Origin of the sequence: Cellulophaga sp. F20128 (assembly GCF_023015805.1) — a bacterium.
Taxonomy (GTDB): domain Bacteria; phylum Bacteroidota; class Bacteroidia; order Flavobacteriales; family Flavobacteriaceae; genus Cellulophaga.
Genome location: NZ_JALKBA010000001.1, coordinates 123,443 through 146,021, shown reverse-complemented (window position 1 = coordinate 146,021; position 22,579 = coordinate 123,443). Strand labels below are relative to the sequence as shown.

20 protein-coding genes, 1 tRNA gene and 1 pseudogene are annotated in these 22,579 nt (G+C 36.8%); 3 read left to right on the top strand and 19 right to left on the bottom strand.

Features of this window, described 5'->3' with window-relative positions:
• Nucleotides 1-3: 3 nt before the first annotated feature.
• The 14 genes and pseudogenes from MWU65_RS00625 to MWU65_RS00560 form a co-directional block, all read right to left on the bottom strand.
• A pseudogene (locus MWU65_RS00625) lies at nt 4-458 on the bottom strand (DUF1801 domain-containing protein).
• A 36-nt stretch (nt 459-494) separates the two neighbouring features.
• Complete coding sequence (locus MWU65_RS00620; RefSeq protein ID WP_247075377.1) at nt 495-1,433, bottom strand: 2-hydroxyacid dehydrogenase; 939 nt, start codon at nt 1,431-1,433, stop codon at nt 495-497.
• Between the two features lie 2 nt (nt 1,434-1,435).
• A complete protein-coding gene (locus tag MWU65_RS00615) occupies nt 1,436-1,801 on the bottom strand; it encodes a cupin domain-containing protein (RefSeq protein ID WP_247074785.1) in 366 nt (121 codons plus the stop codon).
• Between the two features lie 17 nt (nt 1,802-1,818).
• Nucleotides 1,819-3,495 (bottom strand): gamma-glutamyltransferase, encoded by a 1,677-nt coding sequence (gene ggt / locus MWU65_RS00610; protein ID WP_247074781.1) that lies wholly within the window; start codon nt 3,493-3,495, stop codon nt 1,819-1,821.
• 28 nt (nt 3,496-3,523) lie between these two features.
• A complete protein-coding gene (locus MWU65_RS00605; protein ID WP_247074780.1) occupies nt 3,524-4,498 on the bottom strand; it encodes an MBL fold metallo-hydrolase in 975 nt (324 codons plus the stop codon).
• A 73-nt stretch (nt 4,499-4,571) separates the two neighbouring features.
• Nucleotides 4,572-4,862 (bottom strand): DUF1801 domain-containing protein, encoded by a 291-nt coding sequence (locus tag MWU65_RS00600; protein WP_247074778.1) that lies wholly within the window; start codon nt 4,860-4,862, stop codon nt 4,572-4,574.
• A gap of 13 nt (nt 4,863-4,875) precedes the next feature.
• Nucleotides 4,876-5,838, bottom strand: coding sequence for a YitT family protein (locus tag MWU65_RS00595; protein WP_247074775.1), 963 nt, complete (start codon nt 5,836-5,838; stop codon nt 4,876-4,878).
• 203 nt (nt 5,839-6,041) lie between these two features.
• Nucleotides 6,042-7,388: a magnesium transporter gene (mgtE, locus tag MWU65_RS00590; RefSeq protein ID WP_247074772.1), complete on the bottom strand. Its 1,347-nt coding sequence runs from the start codon at nt 7,386-7,388 to the stop codon at nt 6,042-6,044.
• Complete coding sequence (gene rsmA / locus MWU65_RS00585; protein WP_247074769.1) at nt 7,375-8,235, bottom strand: 16S rRNA (adenine(1518)-N(6)/adenine(1519)-N(6))-dimethyltransferase RsmA; 861 nt, start codon at nt 8,233-8,235, stop codon at nt 7,375-7,377. Before rsmA ends, mgtE begins: the two co-directional genes overlap by 14 nt.
• A 46-nt stretch (nt 8,236-8,281) precedes the next feature.
• The gene (locus tag MWU65_RS00580) at nt 8,282-8,617 is read right to left on the bottom strand and encodes a DUF4286 family protein (RefSeq protein WP_247074767.1); all 336 of its coding nucleotides are present in this window, start codon (nt 8,615-8,617) and stop codon (nt 8,282-8,284) included.
• 56 nt (nt 8,618-8,673) lie between these two features.
• Complete coding sequence (locus MWU65_RS00575) at nt 8,674-10,392, bottom strand: tetratricopeptide repeat protein (protein WP_348646010.1); 1,719 nt, start codon at nt 10,390-10,392, stop codon at nt 8,674-8,676.
• 123 nt (nt 10,393-10,515) lie between these two features.
• Complete coding sequence (gene serS / locus MWU65_RS00570; protein ID WP_247074763.1) at nt 10,516-11,787, bottom strand: serine--tRNA ligase; 1,272 nt, start codon at nt 11,785-11,787, stop codon at nt 10,516-10,518.
• Between the two features lie 115 nt (nt 11,788-11,902).
• On the bottom strand, nt 11,903-13,213 hold the full coding sequence (locus tag MWU65_RS00565; RefSeq protein ID WP_247074757.1) for an HTTM domain-containing protein: 1,311 nt from the start codon (nt 13,211-13,213) through the stop codon (nt 11,903-11,905).
• Nucleotides 13,210-14,139, bottom strand: coding sequence for a bifunctional riboflavin kinase/FAD synthetase (locus MWU65_RS00560; protein WP_247074755.1), 930 nt, complete (start codon nt 14,137-14,139; stop codon nt 13,210-13,212). Before MWU65_RS00560 ends, MWU65_RS00565 begins: the two co-directional genes overlap by 4 nt.
• 47 nt (nt 14,140-14,186) lie before the next feature.
• Here MWU65_RS00560 and MWU65_RS00555 point away from each other — a divergent pair, with 47 nt between their 5' ends.
• Both MWU65_RS00555 and MWU65_RS00550 read left to right on the top strand, forming a co-directional pair.
• A complete protein-coding gene (locus MWU65_RS00555) occupies nt 14,187-17,954 on the top strand; it encodes a reprolysin-like metallopeptidase (protein ID WP_247074754.1) in 3,768 nt (1,255 codons plus the stop codon).
• A complete protein-coding gene (locus MWU65_RS00550) occupies nt 17,951-18,628 on the top strand; it encodes a hypothetical protein (protein ID WP_247074753.1) in 678 nt (225 codons plus the stop codon). Before MWU65_RS00555 ends, MWU65_RS00550 begins: the two co-directional genes overlap by 4 nt.
• Here MWU65_RS00550 and pth read toward each other — a convergent pair whose 3' ends face one another.
• From pth to MWU65_RS00535, 3 genes are all read right to left on the bottom strand, one after another.
• Nucleotides 18,629-19,264, bottom strand: a complete 636-nt coding sequence (gene pth, locus MWU65_RS00545) for an aminoacyl-tRNA hydrolase (RefSeq protein ID WP_247074752.1) — start codon at nt 19,262-19,264, stop codon at nt 18,629-18,631.
• 88 nt (nt 19,265-19,352) lie between these two features.
• A complete protein-coding gene (locus MWU65_RS00540) occupies nt 19,353-19,973 on the bottom strand; it encodes a 50S ribosomal protein L25/general stress protein Ctc (protein WP_247074749.1) in 621 nt (206 codons plus the stop codon).
• A gap of 52 nt (nt 19,974-20,025) precedes the next feature.
• Nucleotides 20,026-20,973 carry a ribose-phosphate pyrophosphokinase gene (locus tag MWU65_RS00535; protein WP_247074747.1) on the bottom strand — a complete coding sequence of 316 codons (948 nt, stop codon included), beginning with the start codon at nt 20,971-20,973 and terminating at the stop codon, nt 20,026-20,028.
• Between the two features lie 157 nt (nt 20,974-21,130).
• On the opposite strand from MWU65_RS00535, the gene MWU65_RS00530 reads away from it, so the two are divergent.
• Nucleotides 21,131-21,210 (top strand) — tRNA-Leu (locus MWU65_RS00530).
• A 71-nt stretch (nt 21,211-21,281) separates the two neighbouring features.
• Here MWU65_RS00530 and MWU65_RS00525 read toward each other — a convergent pair.
• Nucleotides 21,282-22,160, bottom strand: coding sequence for an alpha/beta hydrolase fold domain-containing protein (locus tag MWU65_RS00525; protein WP_247074745.1), 879 nt, complete (start codon nt 22,158-22,160; stop codon nt 21,282-21,284).
• Nucleotides 22,161-22,198: 38 nt separating this feature from the next.
• Nucleotides 22,199-22,564: a DUF1801 domain-containing protein gene (locus MWU65_RS00520; protein ID WP_247074742.1), complete on the bottom strand. Its 366-nt coding sequence runs from the start codon at nt 22,562-22,564 to the stop codon at nt 22,199-22,201.
• Between the last annotated feature and the right edge of the window lie 15 nt (nt 22,565-22,579).

Here is a 22,579-nt window from a genome sequence, read left to right as displayed (position 1 = left end):
ATCCTATTTTTTAGTGTTTTTCTCGTATAATTTTATCCATTCTTGTGGTGTCATTTTAGAAGCCAGTTCCCCGATAAGTGCATAAGGAATCGTTTCCATTTTTTTAAATCGAATACAGCTTTTTCCCATATCTAATTTGGCTGTATTGTTTTGGAGTATGCTGTTGTAAACCAATGCAAAAGTTCCGGATCGGCATACACACCAGAATGGTAAATAGCTATGAAATTTTTTTGTGAAGCTAGATTTATAAAGGGCAGGGGCAGTTTTGGGTCACAATGGTACCCGGGTGGATATAAGGAATGAGGTACCACATACCCTAGCATTCCATAACTCATCTGTTCTTGAAAACCTTGCGGTAATTTTTTTAGAAAAATGTTGCGAAGATTAGAAATGGCTTGTTTTCTATCTTCTGGTAGTTCTTCGATGTATTGTTCTACTGTCGTGGCCTTTGATTGCATAACTACTAGGAGATTGTTGGAATTTATCTACTAAAGTTACAAAAATTTTCCTTTTACCTTGTTAACTATAGTTTGGGCTAGTTTTATTTTGCTTTCAATCGTCCACCCAGCTACGTGCGGACTAAGGAGTACGCTGTCTGAAGCAATTAAATATTGAAAGGCTTTGGGCAATTCCTTGTCTGTAAACATATTCTCAAAGGAGGATTTTTCGTATTCTAAAACATCTAACCCAGCTCCTGAAATTTGTCCAGACTGCAGTGCAGCTACCAAATCCATAGTATTTACGCATTTGCCTCTGGCGGTGTTAAACAACCAAAATGGCTTGCTAAAACCTGAGATGAATTTGCTGGTCACCATATTTTTTGTGGCTTCAGTTTGTGGCACATGTAGGCTTACGACATCAGCTCTTTCTTGTAACTCTTTCAGGCTTACTTGGGTTGCATTTTCATTGCCAACATTGGCTTTTAGATCGTAACAGAGTACTTCAACATCAAAACCTCTTAATTTTTTGGCAAAGGCATTGCCCATATTGCCATAACCAATGATGCCAACTGTTTTTCCGTCTAACTCAATACCGCGATTTCCTTCTCGATCCCATTTGCCATGGCGTACTTCTCGGTCGGCTTTATTTAGCTTATTAAATAGGGATAAAATCATTCCCAAAGTGTGTTCCCCAACAGCATTTCTATTCCCTTCTGGAGCAGAAGCAAGAAAAACACCTTTTTCAGCAGCATAATCAGTATCTATATTTTCTAAACCAGCACCGAGCCTTCCAATAAATTTTAAGTTGGTAGCCTTGTTTAAAAAAGTTTTATCAATTGGAAATCGACTTCTAATGATTAGGCCATCATAGGTATCAATTATTGCTTCAACCGCTTCCTTTGTGGCTGTATAATCTACATCATTTGTAAAACCAAATTCTTTAAATTGTTCAATAATTAAAGGGTGATTTTTGTCTAAATGTAATACTTTCATCATTATATTTTTGGATATTCTGTTTGTGTTTTTTTATCTATAACGGAACCTGTATGTGCTGTAGACAGTTGTTCAAAAAGTAATACTTCTACCACTTCGTTATTTTCTGTTTTTGGACAATGTTCTACTCCTTTTGGGACAACAATGATTTCACCCTCCTTTACTACCTCAGTACGGTCTCTAAATTGCATGTACAAGGTGCCTTTTAATACTTGAAAAAGTTCATCTTCATTCTCGTGTGCATGCCAAACAAATTCTCCTTTGAGTTTTGCTAAAAGAACCTGCATGTTATCTACAACAGCAATTTGGTGTGGATGCCATTCTTTGTGAAACGCTTTTTGTTTTTCGTTGAGGTTGATGGTTTTCAATGGAATGCATTTTTAAATTAATAGCCTATTGCTCCACCATCTGGACTAGATGAATCTGAAGCACCTATATACACTTTGTTTTCTTTATCAATGGTTATCCCCATTAATCGGCCTAATTGCCCAGAGCCAACCAGAGTATGTCCCATTGCTTCTAAAGCTTTTATAGTGTCTGGAGACAATAGGTCTTTTTCGTATAAAATACGATCTGGCAACCATTGGTGGTGAATTTTCATAGCTTCAATAGCCTTGTGAACCGGCATGTTGAATTCTATTACGTTTAATACGGTCTGAAAAACGGTGTTAATAATGGTTCTACCCCCAGGAGTTCCAATAATTAAAATAGGCTTGCCGTCTTTTGCCACTATGGTAGGGGTCATACTAGATAACATTCGTTTTTCTGGTACAATAATATTTGCTGGCGAACCTATTACTCCATTGTTGTTGGTATAGCCTGGTTGGGGATTAAAATCGCCCATTTCATTGTTGAATATAAACCCTAGTTTTGGTGACCCAAGTCTAGAACCATAAGAATGTTCTAGAGTATAGGTTAGGGATACAGCATTGCCCTCTCTGTCGATAACAGAGAAATGAGTTGTATTTGTGCCGTCATAAATTTGACCGAATTTTGTGGAATCACTTACAGAAGCTTTTTGCCAGTCAATATTTGCATATCGGTTTTTAGCAAATTCTTTGGAGGTTAGTTTTTCTAAAGGCAAGTCTGAATTAAAATCGGGATCGCCCAAATGTTCTGCTCTGTCGGCAAAGGCCCTTCGCATAGCTTCAGCCATAAGATGTACATATGCTGTAGAGTTAAATGGCGCTTCCTTAAAATTGGCCAATTCCATTATATTCATCATTTCAATAAGTGCCACTCCACCTGAACTTGGAGGTGCCATAACATAAATATCATGTCCTTTGTACGTTCCTTTCATAGGAGCTCTTTCGATTGCCTCGTATTTCTCCAAGTCTTTTAAGGTAATAATGCCTCCGTTTTTTTTCATGAACCGAGCAATTTCTTTGGCAACTTTACCTTTGTAAAATCCGTCTTTCCCTTTGTCTCGTATGCTTTTAAGTGTATTTGCCAAGGCTGGTTGTTTCCAAATTTCATCCATTTGCACAAGAGCTCCGGCTTCATTTTTAAAGTAATTGGCCATAAAATCAGAATCCCCATTTTCTTTATAATAGAGCGCATGTTGGTATAGTGTAAACGATAAGGGAACCCCTTGTTCTGCTAAATCTATGGCGGGTTGCACCAAGGTTATCCAAGGCAGTTTGCCGTATTTTTTATGAGCAAAAAATAAACCAGCTACCGTTCCAGGAACACCAACAGATTGTAAACCATTGTGGTTTGAGCCTTGGATAAGCGAGCCATTTTCATCTAAAAACATCGTTTCAGAAGCTTTTAGAGGGGCTTTTTCCCTGAAATCTATTGTAGTGACATCACTATCAGATTTCATATATACTAAAAATCCACCCCCTCCGATATTTCCAGCTTGTGGGTGCGTTACAGCCAAGGCCAATGCTGTGGCTACAGCTGCGTCAATTGCATTTCCACCTTGTTTAAGAATGGCTGTGCCAACAGTAGATGCTGCGATATTGTCTGAAACAACCATACCATTTTTGGCATAGGTTTGTGTATTGCCCACATGTGCAAAGAGTAAAATGGCCGTAAAAAATATCAATTTAATTTTCATCCGTTGTAGGTGTTAGTTTCCTGAAAAATTATAAGCCATAAATATCGTTAATTTGAGCGATATTAAATCCGTTTTCTAAAATTAGCTGTGCTTTAGGACTGCCTATATGTAAAGCAGGGTTTGTATGGTTAAAATGAATAAAATTGATTTTACTTTTTTCTTTTGATGACAACTTAGAAAAAAGTTGCATACTTTCTATCACAAACGGATGTGGTATTTCTGAAATATCCCTGTTGTTTATTTCTTCGCTATCAAAGAAAGTAGCATCGATAAAGGCGTAGTCTACCTTGGCAATTTGTGCTTTAATATCTTGATCCCATTTTTCCCATTTATCAATATCGGGAATAAATAAAGCTTTTTTGTTAGGGCCAACAATAGTGTAGCCAACCGTTTCAGAAAACTCATCCCGATGTGGTACAGAAAAGGGAACAATTTTTAAATTGGAGGTAAGTTGCAAAGGAACGAGCTGTTGCATTTCTTTAATTTCGATGTTATTATTCGTAACCAACTGACTCCAAGGGCCATTATTTTCTAAAAATAATTTCATTTTTGGCATTGCATAAACAGGAGTTCGTTTTGCATTGATAGCCTCCTTTCCTAAATACATCAACCCGGTATAATGGCCAATATGAGCGTGTGTTAAAAAAATACCATTAGGGGTTTCACTAGCATTAAAATTAGCACTTTTTTTTAAGGTTTTTAATTGTGTTGTTATATCTGGGGTAGCTTCAAAAAGATAGGTGGTTTTATTTTCTGAGTCTATGACACCTAAGGAGACTACTTTTCTGTTTTTATCTGGATGTTCCAATAAAAGGCTGCAGCAATCTTTTGTACAGGCAATGTGTGGTGAGCCAGCATCTTGAACCGTACCCAAAATGATCAAGGATGTTTTGTACTTGGTTTTTATAGTAGTGTTTGAAATAACATTTGTCTGTTTCTCCTTTTGTTTGCAAGCGGAAAAAACAATTAGCAATAGCACTATTTTAAAAAACTTTATGGTCATTATTTTTTATTTTTTGGAGTTGCTATTTCAGTGTTTTCTAGGATTCTAAATTGTACAATTTTTTTAATGAGACCTAAAGGTAGTGGTTTGTCTCATGGAAATTGCACGGCGCCTTTGCCTTGTTTGTACACAGAAAACTCGGATACAAACTTAGTATGGCCCGAAGCTGTGGCATAGAAATCGATATGATTTCTGTATGCAGCGTAGTAAACAAGGGTAGGCCTTTTAACCTATAGGCTGGCATTCCATAACTGATATTTTCCTCTGTATATGGCGCAAGTTGTAAAATAACCGGACTTACTTCCTTTATAATGGCCTGTTTTTCTACAGAGAATGCTGTTGTGTATTTGTAAACCTTATTCATTTAAAGCAACGGTTTACTTAATAGTCCGCTTTTTAATCATACCCCCTTTAACATCTTTAATACTGCTCATGACAATAAAGGCATCCTTGTCAATTTTATCTATTTCTGTTTGCAATCGTGCGAGTTCCAATCGGGTTAATAGGGTGTATATTATTTCTTGTGGCTTTAGTAATTCGCCTCTTTTTGCGTATCCTCTTTTGCCGTCGTATAGGGTACAACCTCTTCCCATTTTTTCAATAATCATAAGTCTTACTTCTTCTGTCTTTGACGAGATGATGGTAACACCCACGTATTCTTCTAATCCGGAGACTACAAAATCTACGGTTTTAGACGCGGCCAAATAGGTTAATATGGCGTATAATGCTGTTTCAATATCAAAAACATAGGCGGCTGCAATAAAAATAAAGAGGTTAAAGATTAAAATTACATCGCCAATAGTCAAAGCAGCTTTTCGGTTAATAAAGATTGCCAATACCTCTGTGCCATCAATAACAGAACCGCCACGTATCGTAAGGCCAATTCCCAAGCCTAAAAAGAAGCCTCCAAAAACGGAAATAAGTAATTTGTCGTCTGTAATGGTAGGTAGTTCTATATAGTGTACTGCAATGGCCAATAATAGGATGGCAATGATACTTTTAATGGCAAATTTTTTGCTGATGGTAGAATATCCCATTATAACAAAAGGAATGTTGATTATGACAAGTAAAATAGACAAAGGTAAGCCTGTGCCCTCTGCGAGTATTAATGAGATGCCAGTTACACCGCCATCTATGAACTGGTTGGGTAAAAGAAAACCTTTTAAGCCAAAACAAGCCGAACAAATACCGATAAAAATAAAAATACTGTCGTGTATTAAATGAGAAAATTCTACTCTTCTATTTTTTATCTTAGCGGCAATCTGAACATTAGAAAGTTGTTGTTTTCTTAATTCATACTTGGTAACTCCCGAGATGATATATTTAAAAAATGGATTCATTTATGGCGTTGTTTGGTCATTAAGTAAGGTGCTCACTTGGGTATAAGGTAAAATAGCTACTTTGGGTAGCGGCAAAATAATAATAATCTAGGCTTCTATGAAAGCAATTGAAATTAATTATCTGAAACCTAATAGGCTAACAAAAAATAAAACCTTAACTTTTAGTTAGCCTTAGAATGACGCATCACTACGAATAGCATTTTTTATAAAAACATTTTTGCTATAGAAAAGTAAATTAGAATCCCAAAAATATCATTACTAGTAGTAATAAAGGGTCCTGTGGCAATGGCAGGATCTATACCTCTTTTGTGTAAAAATAAAGGTACAAATGTCCCAATTAAACCAGCTACAATAATTACGGCAACCAGAGAAACAGACACGGCAATTGCTACTGCTAATTCACCTTTGTAAATCCATACAAATCCGAATAAAAACAAAGCCAGAATAACGCCATTTAGAGCTGCTAATAGCATCTCTTTAAATAGTCTATTGGTTATACTGCCTTTTAAATCATTATTAGCCAATCCTTGCACAACTATGGCGCTAGATTGTACCCCAACATTACCAGCCATTGCTGCAATTAATGGGGTGAATAAAAATAGAATTTTATGACTTTGCATAAGGTATTCAAAGCCACCCATAATAGATGCAGCGCCAATACCCCCAAGTAAACCTAGGGCTAGCCAGGGTAAACGTGCCTTTGTAAGCTCTAAGATACTATCATCTGCTTCTACATCTTGTGAGATACCCGCCGCCATTTGATAATCTTTTTCAGCCTCTTCCTTGATGACGTCTACTATATCATCAATGGTAATTCTGCCCACCAATCTGCCAATTTCATCAATGACTGGAATAGCTTCTAAATCGTATTTTGTCATTATTTTGGCAACTTCCTCTGGTTTTTCGTTTACAGAAACGTAATCTACCTTTGGGATATAAATTTCACTGATATGTGTTTTTGTAGACGTGGTCAAAAGATCCTTTAATGATAATCTCCCCTTTAGTTTGTCTTCATCGTCTACTACATATATAGAATGGACTCTAGTAACATTCTCGGCTTGTGCACGCATTTCCTTAACACAAGTAAGTACATTCCAGTTTTCATTAACCTTAACGAGTTCCTTTGCCATTAATCCCCCTGCAGAATTTTCATGATATCGCAAAAGGTCAACAATGTCCTTGGCATGTTCTTTGTCTTCTAATTCTGAAATTACCTGTTGTACAATTTCTTGAGGTAATTCCCCTATAATATCTGCGGCATCATCTGTATCTAACTCATCTAATTCTTCGGCAATTTCCTTGTTAGAAAGATTTCCTAAAATAGATTCTCGAACATCTTCATCTAGTTCAGTTAAGATATCGGAAGTTACATCGCTTTCTAATAGTTTTATAAGATAGGTGGCGTCTTCCGTAGAAAGTTCATTCACAATTTCCGCGATATCCGCAAAGTGAATATCGTGCAAAAGAAGCTTTAGATCGGTATCGTTTTTACTTTCAATTAATCCTTCTATTTGTTCTAAAAACTCGTCTGTTAATTTAAACGGTATCATTGGCTATCATTTTTGTAAGTGCCACAAAGCCTGCAACTGCTAATTGTTCTGGACGTTTGTCAAAGATAGTGTCTTCTTTTAGATTATCAGAAAGTTCAAAGGTTTTTAAACTATTTCTAATGGTTTTTCTACGCTGATTAAATACGGCTTTTACCACCTTATAGAATAATTTTTCATCTACTCCTAACGCAAGATTATCTTTTCGGGTTAAACGTAAAACACCTGAATCTACTTTAGGAGGGGGGTTAAAAACGGTAGGGGGTACGGTAAACAAATACTCGGCTTCATAAAAAGCTTGAGTTAAAACAGATAAAATACCGTAGGTTTTGCTCCCTTCTTTTGAGCAAATACGCTGCGCAACTTCTTTTTGAAACATCCCCGTAAATTCTGGTATTTGTTCCTTATTCTCTAAGGTTTTAAATACAATTTGTGTAGATATATTATAGGGAAAATTGCCCGTTACGGCATATTGTTCTGAGCCAAAAAGAGTACCTATGTCATACTTTAGAAAATCTGCTTCTACCACTTTAAAACTTCCTTTGCGTTGCAATAGGCTTGGGTTTTCTAGTAAGAAACTCTGATTTAAATAAGCAATGGATTCTTTGTCCAGGTCCATAGCGACCAAATCTATATCGTTTTTCAAGATATACTTTGTTAGTACTCCGGTTCCAGGTCCAATTTCAATTATATTTTTATAATTTTTTAGGGTTAGCGTTTCTGCTATTTGTTGCGCAATGGGTTCGTCAGTTAAAAAATGCTGTCCTAAATGCTTTTTTGCCTTAACGGGGCTTTCAGCTTTACGATCGGCTTTGTTTTGTTTGAAAAATTGTTTTTTCTTTTTCGACATTTGCGGGAACTATAAATTTATAATTAATTGGGTATTTGAACTGCTCTTACTTCTTGTTTGAAGGTGTTAATACAGCCTCACCTATCACTTCTAGTTCGGTTCTAAATGTTACAAATTTACCCGCGAATTTTTCATTGATCTCTTGATGTAAGCGGTCTGCATCTTCACTGTAGTAGACCTCTAAGGTTTCTTTGTTTGGTGTTTCATACTGTGCCGAATAGGTAACACCTCCCATTTCTTCTTCAACCAAGACTTTGCATAACTTGGCCTTGGTAAACTTCCCTGTAGCCAACATAGCTGGTATATGAGTTTCTTTCATCCAATTTAACCAGTCTAAATGAACAGCTTCTTCAATGTTTACGGTTACATTATATATATACATTTTTTCTTTTTAAGTTTTATTGTTTTAAAATGCCTCTATATTAGAGCATCTGCTATTTAATTAATGATGTCCCCTCTTAGTTTTCTAAATTCTTTTCGAGCCGTTGGAAAATAGTAACTGTCTTGATAACTGTATATTATTTTCTCGTAATGATATTTTGCTTTTTCAATGTTATCAAACACATTGCGATACATTTCCCCCAAAGCGTAATGGGCATCATCGGCCAAGATATCGTTCCCGTAAAATTCAACTATTTTCAGGTAATTAAATTCAGCTTCTTCATATTTTTTTAATTTTTCTAATAATTGTCCCTGCTTTAAAAGGGCTTCATCTTCAATTTTTTCTCCTTTGTGGTTTATTAGAATATCATCTAAAACCGTAATGGCTTCTCTGGTTTTGTTTTGGTATGCCAATAAATCTGCAGTGGCATATTTTTTTAGAGCGGTTTGTGTAGAATCCTGAAGTGAATTGTCTGATATTAATAGGCTTAATTGCATAGCGTCATTGGCTATGAGTTGCGAAGTGGAACTGCGCAATACTTTTAATTGATTCAGGGCCCAATCAAAATCGCCTTTGTAAAAACTAGCTTGTGCTACCTTATACCTTGCGTTTTGGCCTAAAACATCATTTTTTAATTCTTTCTGAATTTGGGTAAAATAGATTAAAGCCTCATTGAATTTTTTATGGTATACCAATATGTCTCCCAAAGCCATTTTCACATATGCTTTACTGTATTTATTTAAGGGCAGCTCTAAGGCTTTTTTAAGAATAGCTATGGCTTGGGTAGGGGTTTCTTTCTTAAAAGTTAAAAAATTGGCGTAGGAGGTAAGTAGTAGCAAGCTGCTCGATTTATAGCCGTAGGTTTCTAGTAAGGATTCGTACGATTTCTGAGCGTCATCTAATTGCTTATCATCAGACAATTCTAAATCAATTGCAATGATATGTAGTTGGGCATTTAGTGTAGTGTTATTTTCAATACTGTTATCAACTATATAGCTAAAAATATCTTTTGCGGTATCTTTCTCACCTTCTTTTAACGCAATGTTTCCCAAGATATTCAACCGTTTTAAGTTGCCCTCTTCAGACCTTTTGTAAATTGCTTTTTCTTGATTAAAGGCACTGTTGTACTGCTTTTGCTCTATAAATAACCAACTCAATAATTCATTCCAAATTACATCTGGATTATTCTGGGCCTGTTTTAAAACGGCTCTTTTAAATTTAATATTGTTTTCATCTTCGGCATCGGAAGAAATAAAATCATCGATGCTACGGATCACTGCAGCTAGTTCGTCTTTGTCTTGGCCTACCAGGGCTAAGTAGCTACTAAACATTTTTTCAATGGCTCCTTGTTCCCCATAAATACGCGCCAATTGAAAATTAAAATCAAATTTCGGATTTAATTCCATGGCTTTGATATAAGTTTTTGAAGCGTAGTCTAAAAGCGAATATCCTTGAAAGCGATAGCCTATACCATATCCATTATTTGGATTTTTTAATACAGATTCATAAGCAATTTCATAGTTTTTAGTAGCTTCAGCATCCTTGCCTTGTAAGGTGTAATTATGACCTAATTCTATATAATAAACCGGATGTGCATTAAGTTCTTGTAACTTCATCGCAATTAGACTCTCTGCGGCATCATAGCGCTCTAGTTGCTGGTAACAGCTTATGAGGTTCGTATAATAATCTGTACGTCTGGGGTTTTCTTCCACTAGTTTTTCGTAGAAAACAACCGCTTTTTCAAAATCCCCATCATCAAAATATTGTTTGGCCAAAAAACTATTTTGCGCAGTTATACATTGCGCAAAACAAAAGACCAAAACAAATACAAATAACTTCAAGAAATTTAATTTTCCGTAAAGATACCAAGAATATGGATAGTTGTTTATAAAACCACTTTAATCTATGGTGTCAAACCCACAATACGGAATTAATACCTCTGGTATTTTAATCCCATCTTCAGTTTGATAATTTTCTAATATCCCAGCCAAAACTCGCGGTAATGCTAAAGAACTACCGTTTAAAGTATGGGCAAATTGACTTTTTCCATTTTCATCTTTAAAACGTAATTTTAGCCTGTTGGCTTGGTAGGTTTCAAAATTAGAAACTGAGCTAATTTCTAACCATCGGTCTTGTGCCGTAGAAAACACTTCAAAATCAAATGTTAGCGCTGCAGTAAACCCAAGGTCACCTCCGCAAAGACGTAATATACGATAGGGTAGCTTAAGCTCTCTTAAGATGGTTTTAATGTGTTCTACCATACCGTCTAGGGCAGCAAAAGAATTGTTAGGGTGTTCTACGCGTACAATTTCGACCTTATCAAACTGATGCAATCTGTTTAACCCGCGAACGTGTGCTCCATAACTTCCTGCTTCTCTTCTAAAGCAAGGGGTATAACCTGTATAACAGATGGGAAAATCTTTTTCATTTACAATAGTATCCCTGAAAATATTAGTAACTGGAACTTCTGCGGTGGGTATTAAGTATAAGTCATCTGCAGTTATATGATACATTTGCCCTTCTTTGTCGGGTAATTGCCCAGTGCCATAACCAGAAACCTCATTAACCAAATGGGGAACTTGAATTTCAGTATAGCCAGCTGCTGTATTTTTGTCAAGGAAATAAGAGATGAGGGCCCGTTGTAGCCGAGCACCTTTTCCTTTGTATACAGGAAAACCGGCACCGGCAATTTTAACACCTAACTCAAAATCTATAATATCATATTTTTTAGCAAGCTCCCAATGGGGTAAGGCGTTATCTATCAATTTAGGAATGTCGCCCTCCTTAAAAATTTCTTCATTATCGTCTTCTGTACTTCCTGCAGGAACGCTAGCATGCGGTACGTTCGGAATTTGATACAGTAAAGATTGTAATTCATCTGCAGCGGTATTTAATTCTTCTTGCAGCACCTTTACCTCTTCTTTTAAAACAACAGTACGTTCTTTTAATGCCGTAGCTTCTTGCGCTTTTCCGGATTTAAAAAGCTGCCCAATTTCTTTAGATAGTTTGTTGCTTTCGGCAAGGGTATTATCTAATTTGGTTTGTGCTTCTCGGCGTTTTTCATCAAATGAAATAACGCTGTTTAGCAAAGGAGCTGCGTCGATATTTCGCTTTTTTAGGGCGATTATGATCTCTTCTTTTTGTTCACGAATAGCTTGAAGCTGTAGCATTGTTTTTTATTTGGTGGCAAATTTAGGATTAAATGTTGAAAGTTAGAAAGATTGCATGTCTAAAGTCTATTTTAATCCGAAGAAAAGATTTTAGGTATAAAAAAGAAAGCGGCTGCTAATAGCCACTCGGGAGAATCCACGAATGGTGTTTAAAATGATGCCATTCCTCCTTAGCCAAATCTACCGTAGGGTCTATAAAAGGAGCAAAAGCTTTCCCATTTATACTAACGCTAGAGCGCACAAAAACTGAAATTTCTTCATTTTTAGCCAAAGCTTCTTGTTTTAAATGCTGGGCAAACTGCCATATAAAATCGGGATAAGAGCTAACTTTTCTCTGTTGTTTGTTGGTGAGATAATCGGCCAGGTTTATCTGTTTTTTTTCTTTCGTTGTTTTGTTTATCGTAGTGAAATTAATAGTGCCACCGCGCGTACGGAGCATCATACGCCAACTCAGCCTATGTCCCTCTTCGGTCCATACCACAGCATCTTTAATAAAATGATGACGAAGAGGCAACCCTATTTGAAAGAGGAAATATACAGTCCATAGCGTATAGATCACTTTTTTTAATTTTGGTTCCTTGGGGTTAATTGTAGGATAATTTAAAGCTTTTTTAAAGAATATTTTACGTAGGGTTTGAGGCTCAAAAAAGAAGACCGTAAAGGCAAGGGCTAAATAGGGGAAAATGCCTATTTGAAATACGATGGAGTTAAACAGATGAAAAAATATAGCGATTAAAAAGGCTATTTTACGGGTAGGTTTCCAAAGTAGGGCAGGGATTATTAGGAAGTCAAAAACAATACCAAAAATAGCGATTAGTTGATGTACCCATGGTTCTTGTAATAGTCCGCCAATTAATGGGTAACCTGCCTTGTCCTGCATGAGTATTTTTATAAATCCATAATCTAGCCAATCTGCATAAAGCTTGGCTACGGAAGCAAAGGTGTAAACGATACATAATTGAAGTACGATAATCCATTTAAAGTAAGCGTACATGGTATTGCTTCTAAGTTTTGGATTGTATTTAGCATCCAAAGAATATGCTGCATTAGCTGGAAAGAAACAGAGTATACTGGCAATTAAAAGCAGTAAATAATAGTGGTTGTTGTATGCTGTTTTTTGCATCAGGTAGGCTCCGGCCCACAGAAGCGTAAAGGCGAAGATCGCAACTCTGTATTTGTAGCCTAAAGCGATGAGAATTCCCAAAGTACCCATGCAAAAAAAATAGGCATACATTCCACTACCTGTAAAAACAGACAGCCATTCAAAACCAATGAAAGTAAAGGTAAATTTAGGATCGACAAGATTTCTTTTAACCCACCCGGTTAGGAGTGCACCATAGCACTCTAAGCTAATTAAAATTCCAAAAAAAATACGGAAAAGGATTAGTCCGGCATTGTCTATTTTTTGAAAAAGAAAGGCATTCATAATTTAGATATGATGCCTGTAGCAATCTCTTGATCTTTGGTGAGTTGAATTTTTAAATCATCAACCGAGTTAAATTTTTGCTCGTCTCTGATACGCTCTAGGATGTCTACTTGAATTTTTTGGCCGTATAGATTGGCTTCAAAATTAAGGAAATGTATCTCTATACTTTGTTCAGTGCCATTTACAGTGGGGTTAAACCCAATATTCATCATGCCAAATACGATTTTTGAACCAAGTCTCGATTTTACAATATAGACTCCGTTTTTTGGAATGAGTTTATAACTTTCTTCAATATAAAGATTGGCGGTCGGGAAATTTAATTGCCTGCCCAAGCCCTTACCTTTTTTTACAACTCCTGTAAGCATATACGCGTAACCTAGGTACTTATTGGCAGTGCCAATTTTCCCAGATTCTAAGGCTTTTCTGATTTTCGTGGAGCTTACCGATACATCATCAATTTCTTGTGCAGTAATTTCTTCAACCTTAAAATCAAAAGTGAACCCAAAGTTTCTTAGGTCATTAATGTCGGCGTTTCGGTTTCTGCCAAACCTATGGTCATACCCAATAATTATACTTTTTATTTTTAATTTATTTACCAATACATCACGAACAAATTCAATAGCACTTAATCGTGAAAATTCCTTGGTAAATGGGTGAATGATAAGATAATCGAGTCCTGTTTTTTCTAGAATCTTTACCTTTTCCTCTATCGTATTTAATAATTTTATATTACTATCTTGCTGCAAAACCATTCTTGGATGTGGAAAAAAAGTAAGTACGGTTGCATTTATTTCAAGAAGCTTGGCATTATTTATGAGACGTTCAAGTATCTTTTTATGTCCAATGTGCACACCGTCAAAAGTGCCAATGGTAATAACGGAGGATTGATTTTTATCGAATTTGGAAATGCTTTGGACTGTTACCACGGTATAAAATAATAAAAAGACTATTTTTAGTCTATAAATTGCTTTGTATGATTACAAAACTACGTCTTGTTTTTTCAATTACCATATTATTTGGGAGCTTTTACGGCTTTACCCAAGATAATTATTGGAAATCAGGAACCTTGCAGCCTACAACAGTTGCTAATTCAGTGCAGGATTTGGATGTAAACAAGGCAAAATCCTTTGTTTTGGATGAGGTTCTTTTTTTAAATAAATTAGAAGAAAGCACACAGAACAAAGGTTCACGAATCGTATATTTCCCTACTGTAGATGGCCAATTAGAGGCATTTACTGTACAGGAGCATGCTGTTTTTGCTCCAAAACTGGCCGCGAAATACCCAGGGATAAAATCTTATATTGGCTATGGGGTTTCAAACCGGGAAGATCGAATACGGTTTAGTATGTCGCACAAAGGGCTGCAGAGTATGGTGGTTCATGGAGATCAAAAAAAATCCACTTTTATGCAGTTGGCCGAAACCAATAAAGGAGTTTATGTGGTGTATTCTCGGGATGCAAAAGATGTGAAAAATGATTTTCTATGTGAAACCCAATCAATTTTAGAAAAAACAGTAGGCTCTAAAGCCTCAAAATTAGTAGACGATCAAATGTTGCGAACCTACCGCCTGGCAATTTCAGCTTCTGGGGAGTATACCAACTACCACGGAGGTTCCAAAGCAGATGCTTTGGCGGCAATCAATGCGACATTGACACGGGTAAATGAAGTTTTTGAAGTTGATTTGGGTATACGATTAGAATTAATAGCAACTACAGATCAAGTAATTTATACAGATGCAGCTTCAGATCCGTATACCGGAAGTTTAAATACAGAGGCTCAAAATACGTTTACAACGGTAATTGGTTCGGAAAATTATGATGTGGGCCATCTATTTCATCAAGGTCCTAATGGGGGAAACGCGGGTTCTGTAGGGACCGTATGTAATGATAATTGGAAGGGTAGGGCTTATTCCTCGAGTAGTGTGCCAGAAGGTGAATTGTTTGATATGGATTATGTTGCACATGAAATAGGTCATCAATTTGGGGCAAATCATACATGGTCTTTTGAATCTGAAGGTACTTTTGTGCAAGCAGAGCCTGGTAGTGGTTCTACAATTATGGGATATGCAGGGATTACGGATGGAAATAATGTTGCAATGAATGGGGACGATTATTTTCATTACTACAGTATTTTTCAAATAGCGGAGTATATTCAAAGCGCAAGCTGTGGCGTACCTACCCCTATTACGAACAATCCACCTTTGGTGTCTCCTTTGGCTAATTATGTGATCCCTAAAGCAACTGCATTTGTACTAAATGGAGAAGCAACAGATATAGATGCTCTAGATGTGCTTACCTACACTTGGGAGCAACTGGATGATGGTGTAGTTACAAGAGCAAATTTTGGTCCGGAGAATCCAAGTGGCGCTAATTTTAGATCCCTGAAACCTACCACTAGTCCAGAGCGTTATTTCCCTGAGTTGGAACGTGTTTTACAAGGGAATTTAACCCAGATTAATCCGCCTGAGGGTTCTAGTTGGGAGACAGTTTCTAATGTTGAACGCGATCTTAATTTTGCATTTACAGTAAGGGATAATGTGGTAGGTGGCGGACAAGTGGCTTCAGAGACTATGCATGTACGCGTTGTGAATGCGGCGGGTCCTTTTGTTGTTACCTCACAAGCTACAAATGTAAGCTACCAATCGGGTTCAAGTCAGCAAGTGACGTGGGATGTGGCCAATACACATATTGCACCGGTAAATGCCCAAACCGTATCTATTTATTTGTCTACAGATGCGGGCTTAACTTTTACTAGATTACTGGCCGAAGATGTTCCCAATGATGGAGCTCAAATGGTTCAAATACCTAGCGTTGCAACCGCTACAGCAAGAATAAAGGTTAAGGCGAGTAACAATGTGTTTTACGCTGTAAATTCTACCAATTTTACGGTAACCAATGCCAATGTAGAGCTTCAGTTTGCTGCCTTGGAACATACGGTTTGCCAACCGGCAGATTTGGTGGTTCCTTTTGTCTATAAAACAAACAATGGATTTACGGAAACATCAACCTTTAGCGTTAACGGTGCTCCGGCTAATTTAGGAGTAACATTTTCTTCAAATACGGCCACAGTAAATAACACGAATCTTACAATTGAATTTTCTAATACAGCGGCGGTAGCAGACGGAAACTATGCCTTAACAATATTGTCTGCCTCACAAAATAACACCACTCCTGTTACCGTGAATTTAACTATAAATAATACGGATTATAATGATGTAGTATTGTTATTGCCTTTGAATGCTGCAACTGAAGTTGATATGGGCGGACCCTTATTTTGGGGACAAAATGACAATTATACGTCCTATGATGTGGAGATTGCTACGGACAATGCCTTTGCTACTATAGTAGAAACGGCCACTACATTATTTACGTCCTATAATCCTATAGATTTGCAGCCTGAAACGCTGTATTATTGGCGTGTGAAACCTAAGAATGAGTGCGGAGAAGGGGTTTTTGGGCCAGCCTTTAGTTTTACAACGGCCTTGGTGAGTTGTATGGATAAGGGTACAGAAGACTTGCCACAAGAAATTTCAAACATCGGTACACCTACCGTGTTGTCTAAAATTACTTTTCTAGATGATTTGCCTATTTCTGATGTAAACGTGACCCTTAATTTAACACATTCGTTTTTGGCAGATTTAACCATTAGTTTAATATCCCCTCAGGGAACTAGAGTAGTGTTAACATCAAATTCATGTGGTGATTACCAAGATATAAACGCAGTTTTTGATGATGCTGCAGATAATTTTGAATGTGGCGCAGGAGGTGGAGCAGCCATAAATGGTACAGTAAAGCCATTAGGTTCTCTGGCTTCGTTAAACGGGGAGTCTCTTTTGGGTGATTGGATTTTAGAGGTAAAAGATGGTGCATCATCTGATGGGGGACAGGTGATAGATTTTGCTTTGAACATCTGTGTTGCTGGTAGTTTCAGACCCGATGCAGATAACGACGGCATTTTTGATGATGGGGATGATTTGTGCTTGGGAACACCTCAGGGTGCTTCTGTAAATTTAAATGGGTGTGCCATCTATAGGTATGCGCCGGATAATTTTTCGATAGTGGTAAAGAGTGAATCTTGTAGTATTGCCAATAATGGAGAAGTGCTTATTGAAGCAGTAACACCTATGAATTATGCTGTACGTATTTCAGAAGGTCAGCCAACGAACTTTACAGATGCTATATCACTTTCAAACTTAGAAGCAGGGGTGCATACCATCTGTATTACAGGAAGCAATGGTAGTATAACGTATGAGCCTTATTGTGTAGATGTAGTGATCACAGAACCTGATGATTTAAATGTTTTTTCTACCCTGAGTATAGACGGTAGACAGGTAGAAGTTGAGCTTAGTGGTGCAAGATTGTATTCCATAGAATTGAATGGTGTATTGGAGCAAACCGAAATAGGTAGTCATCAATTAAAGCTTAAAAACGGATTGAATACGCTAAAAATATATACGTCCCTGGAATGTCAAGGTGTGTATGAAGAACGCTTTTTTGTGTCTAGTAAACCTGTAATTTCTCCGAACCCAGTGGCTGATTTTACCACGGCTTATGTTGGACCTGTTTCAGGGAGTGTTAAGGTTGCTATTTATACCTTTGGTGGGAGTCTAATACAGCAAAAGAACTACAGTGTGGCCAATGGAAAAATAACTATGGAATTGTCTGGTCTTGCTAAAGGAATGTATATTGTGTACTTTGAAGGAACTGAAATTATAGGAGCAACCAAATTAATTAAGAAATGAAAAAATTACTGATTTTATGCTGTGTTGTTTTGTTTGTAGGTTGTAAAAAATCACCCAAACCACCTAAGGCAGCGCAATTGGTTTATCCTTTGCAAAACTCGGAATGTACAACAGGAGTAGATGTTGCAAATACGGATAAAAGTGAAGTGGAGTTTAAGTGGGATGCGTCTAGTAGAACAGACTTTTATGAGCTTAAGGTGACTAATCTTAGTACAAATCTTACCCAAACCCTCATAACGGGGCAAACTTCGTTAAAAGTTGCTTTAGATAAAGGATTGGCCTATTCTTGGTTTGTAACCTCTAAAAGTGATGAGCTTTCAGAAACTGCCGCAAGTACTATTTGGAAATTTTATAATGCAGGGGTAGAAACTACATATCCTCCTTTTCCTTCAGAATTATTAGCGCCTAAATCTGGGCAAACCGTCTTTAAGGATTTAAACAATGAAATTAAATTGGAATGGTCAGGTGCCGATGTAGAAGATGACTTACTTGAATTTAAAGTGTATTTTTCTAATACAACGCCACCCACGGTATTGGTGGCGACCAATAGTCCAGAAAATACTGAAACTATGGTTTCTGTAACAGCTGCTACTATTTACTATTGGAAGGTAATTGCTACGGATGTAGCTGGGAACTCTTCGGATTCTGGGATTTACGAATTTAAGGTACGCTAATTAGGTATTGTTAAAAACATTCATCGTGTCTTTGATGCCTGCTAGAACAAAGGATTTAATAAGGTCTACGGATTTATTTAAACGTTCTGGAAGTTTGTCTCTTTCTTCCTCATTCCATTCCCCTAAAACATAATCTACCTGTCTGCCTTTTCCAAAATCGGCTCCCACACCAAAGCGGTATCTATTGTAAGTGGTGGTTTGTAAAGTGTTTTGGGTGTCTTTTAAACCATTATGTCCACCATCACTCCCTTTTGTTTTAACGCGAATAGTGCCAAATGGCAGGTTTATGTCGTCTGTAATAACTAATAAATTTTCTAAGGGTATCTTTTCTTTTTCTAGCCAGTAGCGGATGGCCTTACCACTTAAATTCATATAGGTGGAAGGTTTTAAAAACAAGATAGTCCGTCCTTTTATTTTAAAACTAGTTACGGCCCCTAATTTTTGGGGTTCAAAAAGTAAGGACTCGCTTTTTGCAAAGCCATCTAAAATTTTAAAACCAATATTATGGCGAGTTTCGGAATATTCTGAGCCTATGTTTCCTAAGCCAACTACTAAAAACTTTTTCATTATATCTGTTTCTTCTAAATAGGATGAGGTTTTTGTCTCAAAAAGTGATTTAATTAATTGTAGTATCATGGTACGTAATAAAGGCTAAAAATACAAAAGCATCCTGAAACTTGGTGAATTTCCAAGACAGGATGCTTTGTTTTGTTTTTGCAAAGGGTTACTCAGCAGCGTCAGCAGCCGGAGCTTCTTCAGCACCTTCTTCACCTTCTTCCTCGTCCTCTTCTGCAACAATGTTACGTGAAGATTTCACTTGTACCACTACTGTAGTATCTGGGTGTAAAATAGTAAAATCATCATTTAATAAAGATGAAACCGCGATGTTAGCACCAATTTTTAATTTTGATATGTCTACATCAAAGAAATCTGGCAAATTAGCAGGTAATGCTTTAATTGTAAGTTTTCTTTTTCTAAACAATAATCTACCACCGTTTCTAACTCCAGGAGAACTACCTGTTAAACGAACTGGAATATCCATAGTTACCAATTTGTCATCAAACAACTGATAAAAATCTATGTGAATAATTCTATCTGATACTGGGTGAAACTGAATGTCCTGTATAACAGCATTCAATTTTTCTCCATTTTCCAAATCGATCACAACGGTGTGTGCGTTTGGAGTGTACACTAAGTGTTTGAACGCTAGTTCTGGCGCTGAAAAGTGTAGTGGCTTGTCTCCTCCGTATAACACGCAAGGAACCAGTCCAGCATTACGTAAGGCTTTTGTTGCTTTCTTGCCCACGCTTTCTCTTTGTGATCCTGTAATTGTAATTGACTTCATTATATATATTTAATTAATATTAAAATTCTATTTCTTATTCTTTAACGATGCGTTACATTAAAAATTTTGAACTTATAGAAGTATTGTTATGTACTCTAGTCATAACATCCGCAAATAATTCGGCAGAATCTAGCACTCTTATTTTAGAACTTTCTTTTTTTAACGGAATTGAATCTGTTACAATAAGCTCTAGCAATTGTGATTTTTCTATTTTTTCATAAGCATCACCCGATAATAAGGCGTGTGTGGTAATTGCTCTAACGCTAAGAGCACCTCTTTTCATCATTAAATCTGCTGCTTTTGTTAGGGTTCCTGCAGTGTCTACCATATCATCTACAAGAACAACATTTTTACCTTCTACATTACCTATAAGTTCCATATGTGAAATAATATTGGCTTTTTCTCTTTGCTTGTAGCAAATAACAACATCACAATTTAAAGCCTTAGAATAGGCATAAGCTCTTTTAGAACCACCCATATCAGGGGAGGCAATGGTTAAATTATCTAGATTTAAGCTCTTTAAATAAGGTAAAAACAAAGTAGAAGCAAACAAATGATCCACAGGTTTTTCAAAAAAACCTTGAATTTGATCGGCGTGCAAATCCATTGTTATAATTCGAGTAGCACCTGCTGTTTCCAGCATTTTAGCTACTAGTTTAGCAGCAATAGGGACTCTAGGTTTGTCTTTTCTGTCTTGCCTTGCCCAACCAAAATAAGGCATAACAGCAGTGATATGTCTAGCAGATGCTCTTTTAGCAGCATCTAACATTAACAACATTTCCATTAAATTTTCCGAACTAGGATTTGTTGATCCTATGATAAATACTCTAGCCCCACGAACCGACTCTTCAAAAGAAGGCTGAAACTCACCATCACTATACCTCGAAAACTTTACGATACCTAATTTACTGCCGAATGCTTTGGCAATTTTTTCGGCCAAAACAGTACTCTGTGTACAGGCAAAAATTTTAGGATCAGGAACAAAGTAAGGTGTGGTCATGTTGTTGTTTTCTATCTAGGTCGTTATCAGGATTTTAATAGCCTTTTTGTAAGGAGGTGCAAATTTAAATATTTATTTATTCATGCTAAAGAATATTTGTTCTTATTTTTTGCGAATAACTAGAAATTTATTTTATTTTTGCAAACCCTTACGGAATGCTCGAGTGGCGGAACTGGTAGACGCGCTGGATTCAAAATCCAGTTCTTCGGAGTGTGGGTTCGATTCCCACCTCGAGTACAAAAAAAACCTTCCTTTTACAGGAGGGTTTTTTTATGTCTTTTTTTTAAAATTAAAACTCCAAAAGCCTACTATTTAGACAAAGTAGGTTTTCCTTTGAGATATCCCAATTTTTTAAGAAACACATCGGTGTCAAACATAGTTGCGTTGAAATTTTTATCACTACTATTCTTTCTAAAGTAACTCCCATTAAAAAACCCATGCCCTTCGCCCTTAAAAGCAATCAATTTGCAGTCATTTCCATTGGCTTTCATTAAGCTTGTAAAACGTTCTGCATTCTCAAAGGGAACCGTGGTGTCTGCCGTACCGTGAAATATTAACATGGGTGGGCTATTTTTTTTAACTTGATGGGTAGGCGAAATTTCGGTCTCTCGTCCTTTTAGTTTTTCGTTGCCATACCCTTTGTCTGTGGTATCTAAAACTGGATTATAAGCTACAACAGCATTGGGTATAGAACTTATGGTTAAGTCTTCGGCAGTACTTTCATTGTTTGTAATAAGCGCAGTGCAGACTGCAATATGTCCGCCTGCAGAACCACCACTGGCTACAATTTTGTTTGGGTCTATATTTAGTTCCTTGGCGTGAGCTCGTACCCAACGAATAGCAGACTTACCATCTTCAACACATTTAAAGGGCGAAGTGCCATGTATGCTTTTTATTCTATATTCGGCACTAATGGCCAGGATGCCTCTACTTGCTAAATATTTGGCTTGTTGGTAAAATTGTCTGGGATGACCACCAGACCAACCACCTCCAAAGAAAAAAACGATAGCGGCTGTTGGTTTTTTACCAATTGTTTTGGTTGGATAAAAAATATGAAGTTTTAAATCGGTGTCGCCTATTTGTTTGTAAGATACTAGGGTGTCTGGTAAAAGGGCTACTTGAGCAATAGCGTTTTCAGCGATCACAAAAAGCAGTAGGGTAATCGCTAGAAATTTTAGGTTTTTCATAGAATGACTTTAAAAGGATAAAGTTAGTGGTTTTAATTTTATTTGAGGGGTATTGTTCCGTTGCGATATAGATCTAAGGCCTGATGCACTAGCAATGCAATAGTTTGTTGTGGAAGATCTTTGGTTGGGTTTATCCGGAATATTTTCATTCTGGCACGCGTGCCAACCTCTAGCTTTGGGTGGGAAAGGTGTTGCCCTTCTACAAAAAGAATATAGGGTTCCTTTGTTTTTTTATCGACCCACAAATAGCAAAACATTTTTTTCTTGAATGAAAAACAAGGCATTCCGTATTTTTTTGTTTCTGTGATGGCCATATCCTGATGTAGAATAATGGCACGTAAGCTTAGCAAACAACTTTTGTTTGGTTCTTCTTTGCTGTTATAGAAAAGATCTGTTTCTTTCATTTTTAGTAAACTACG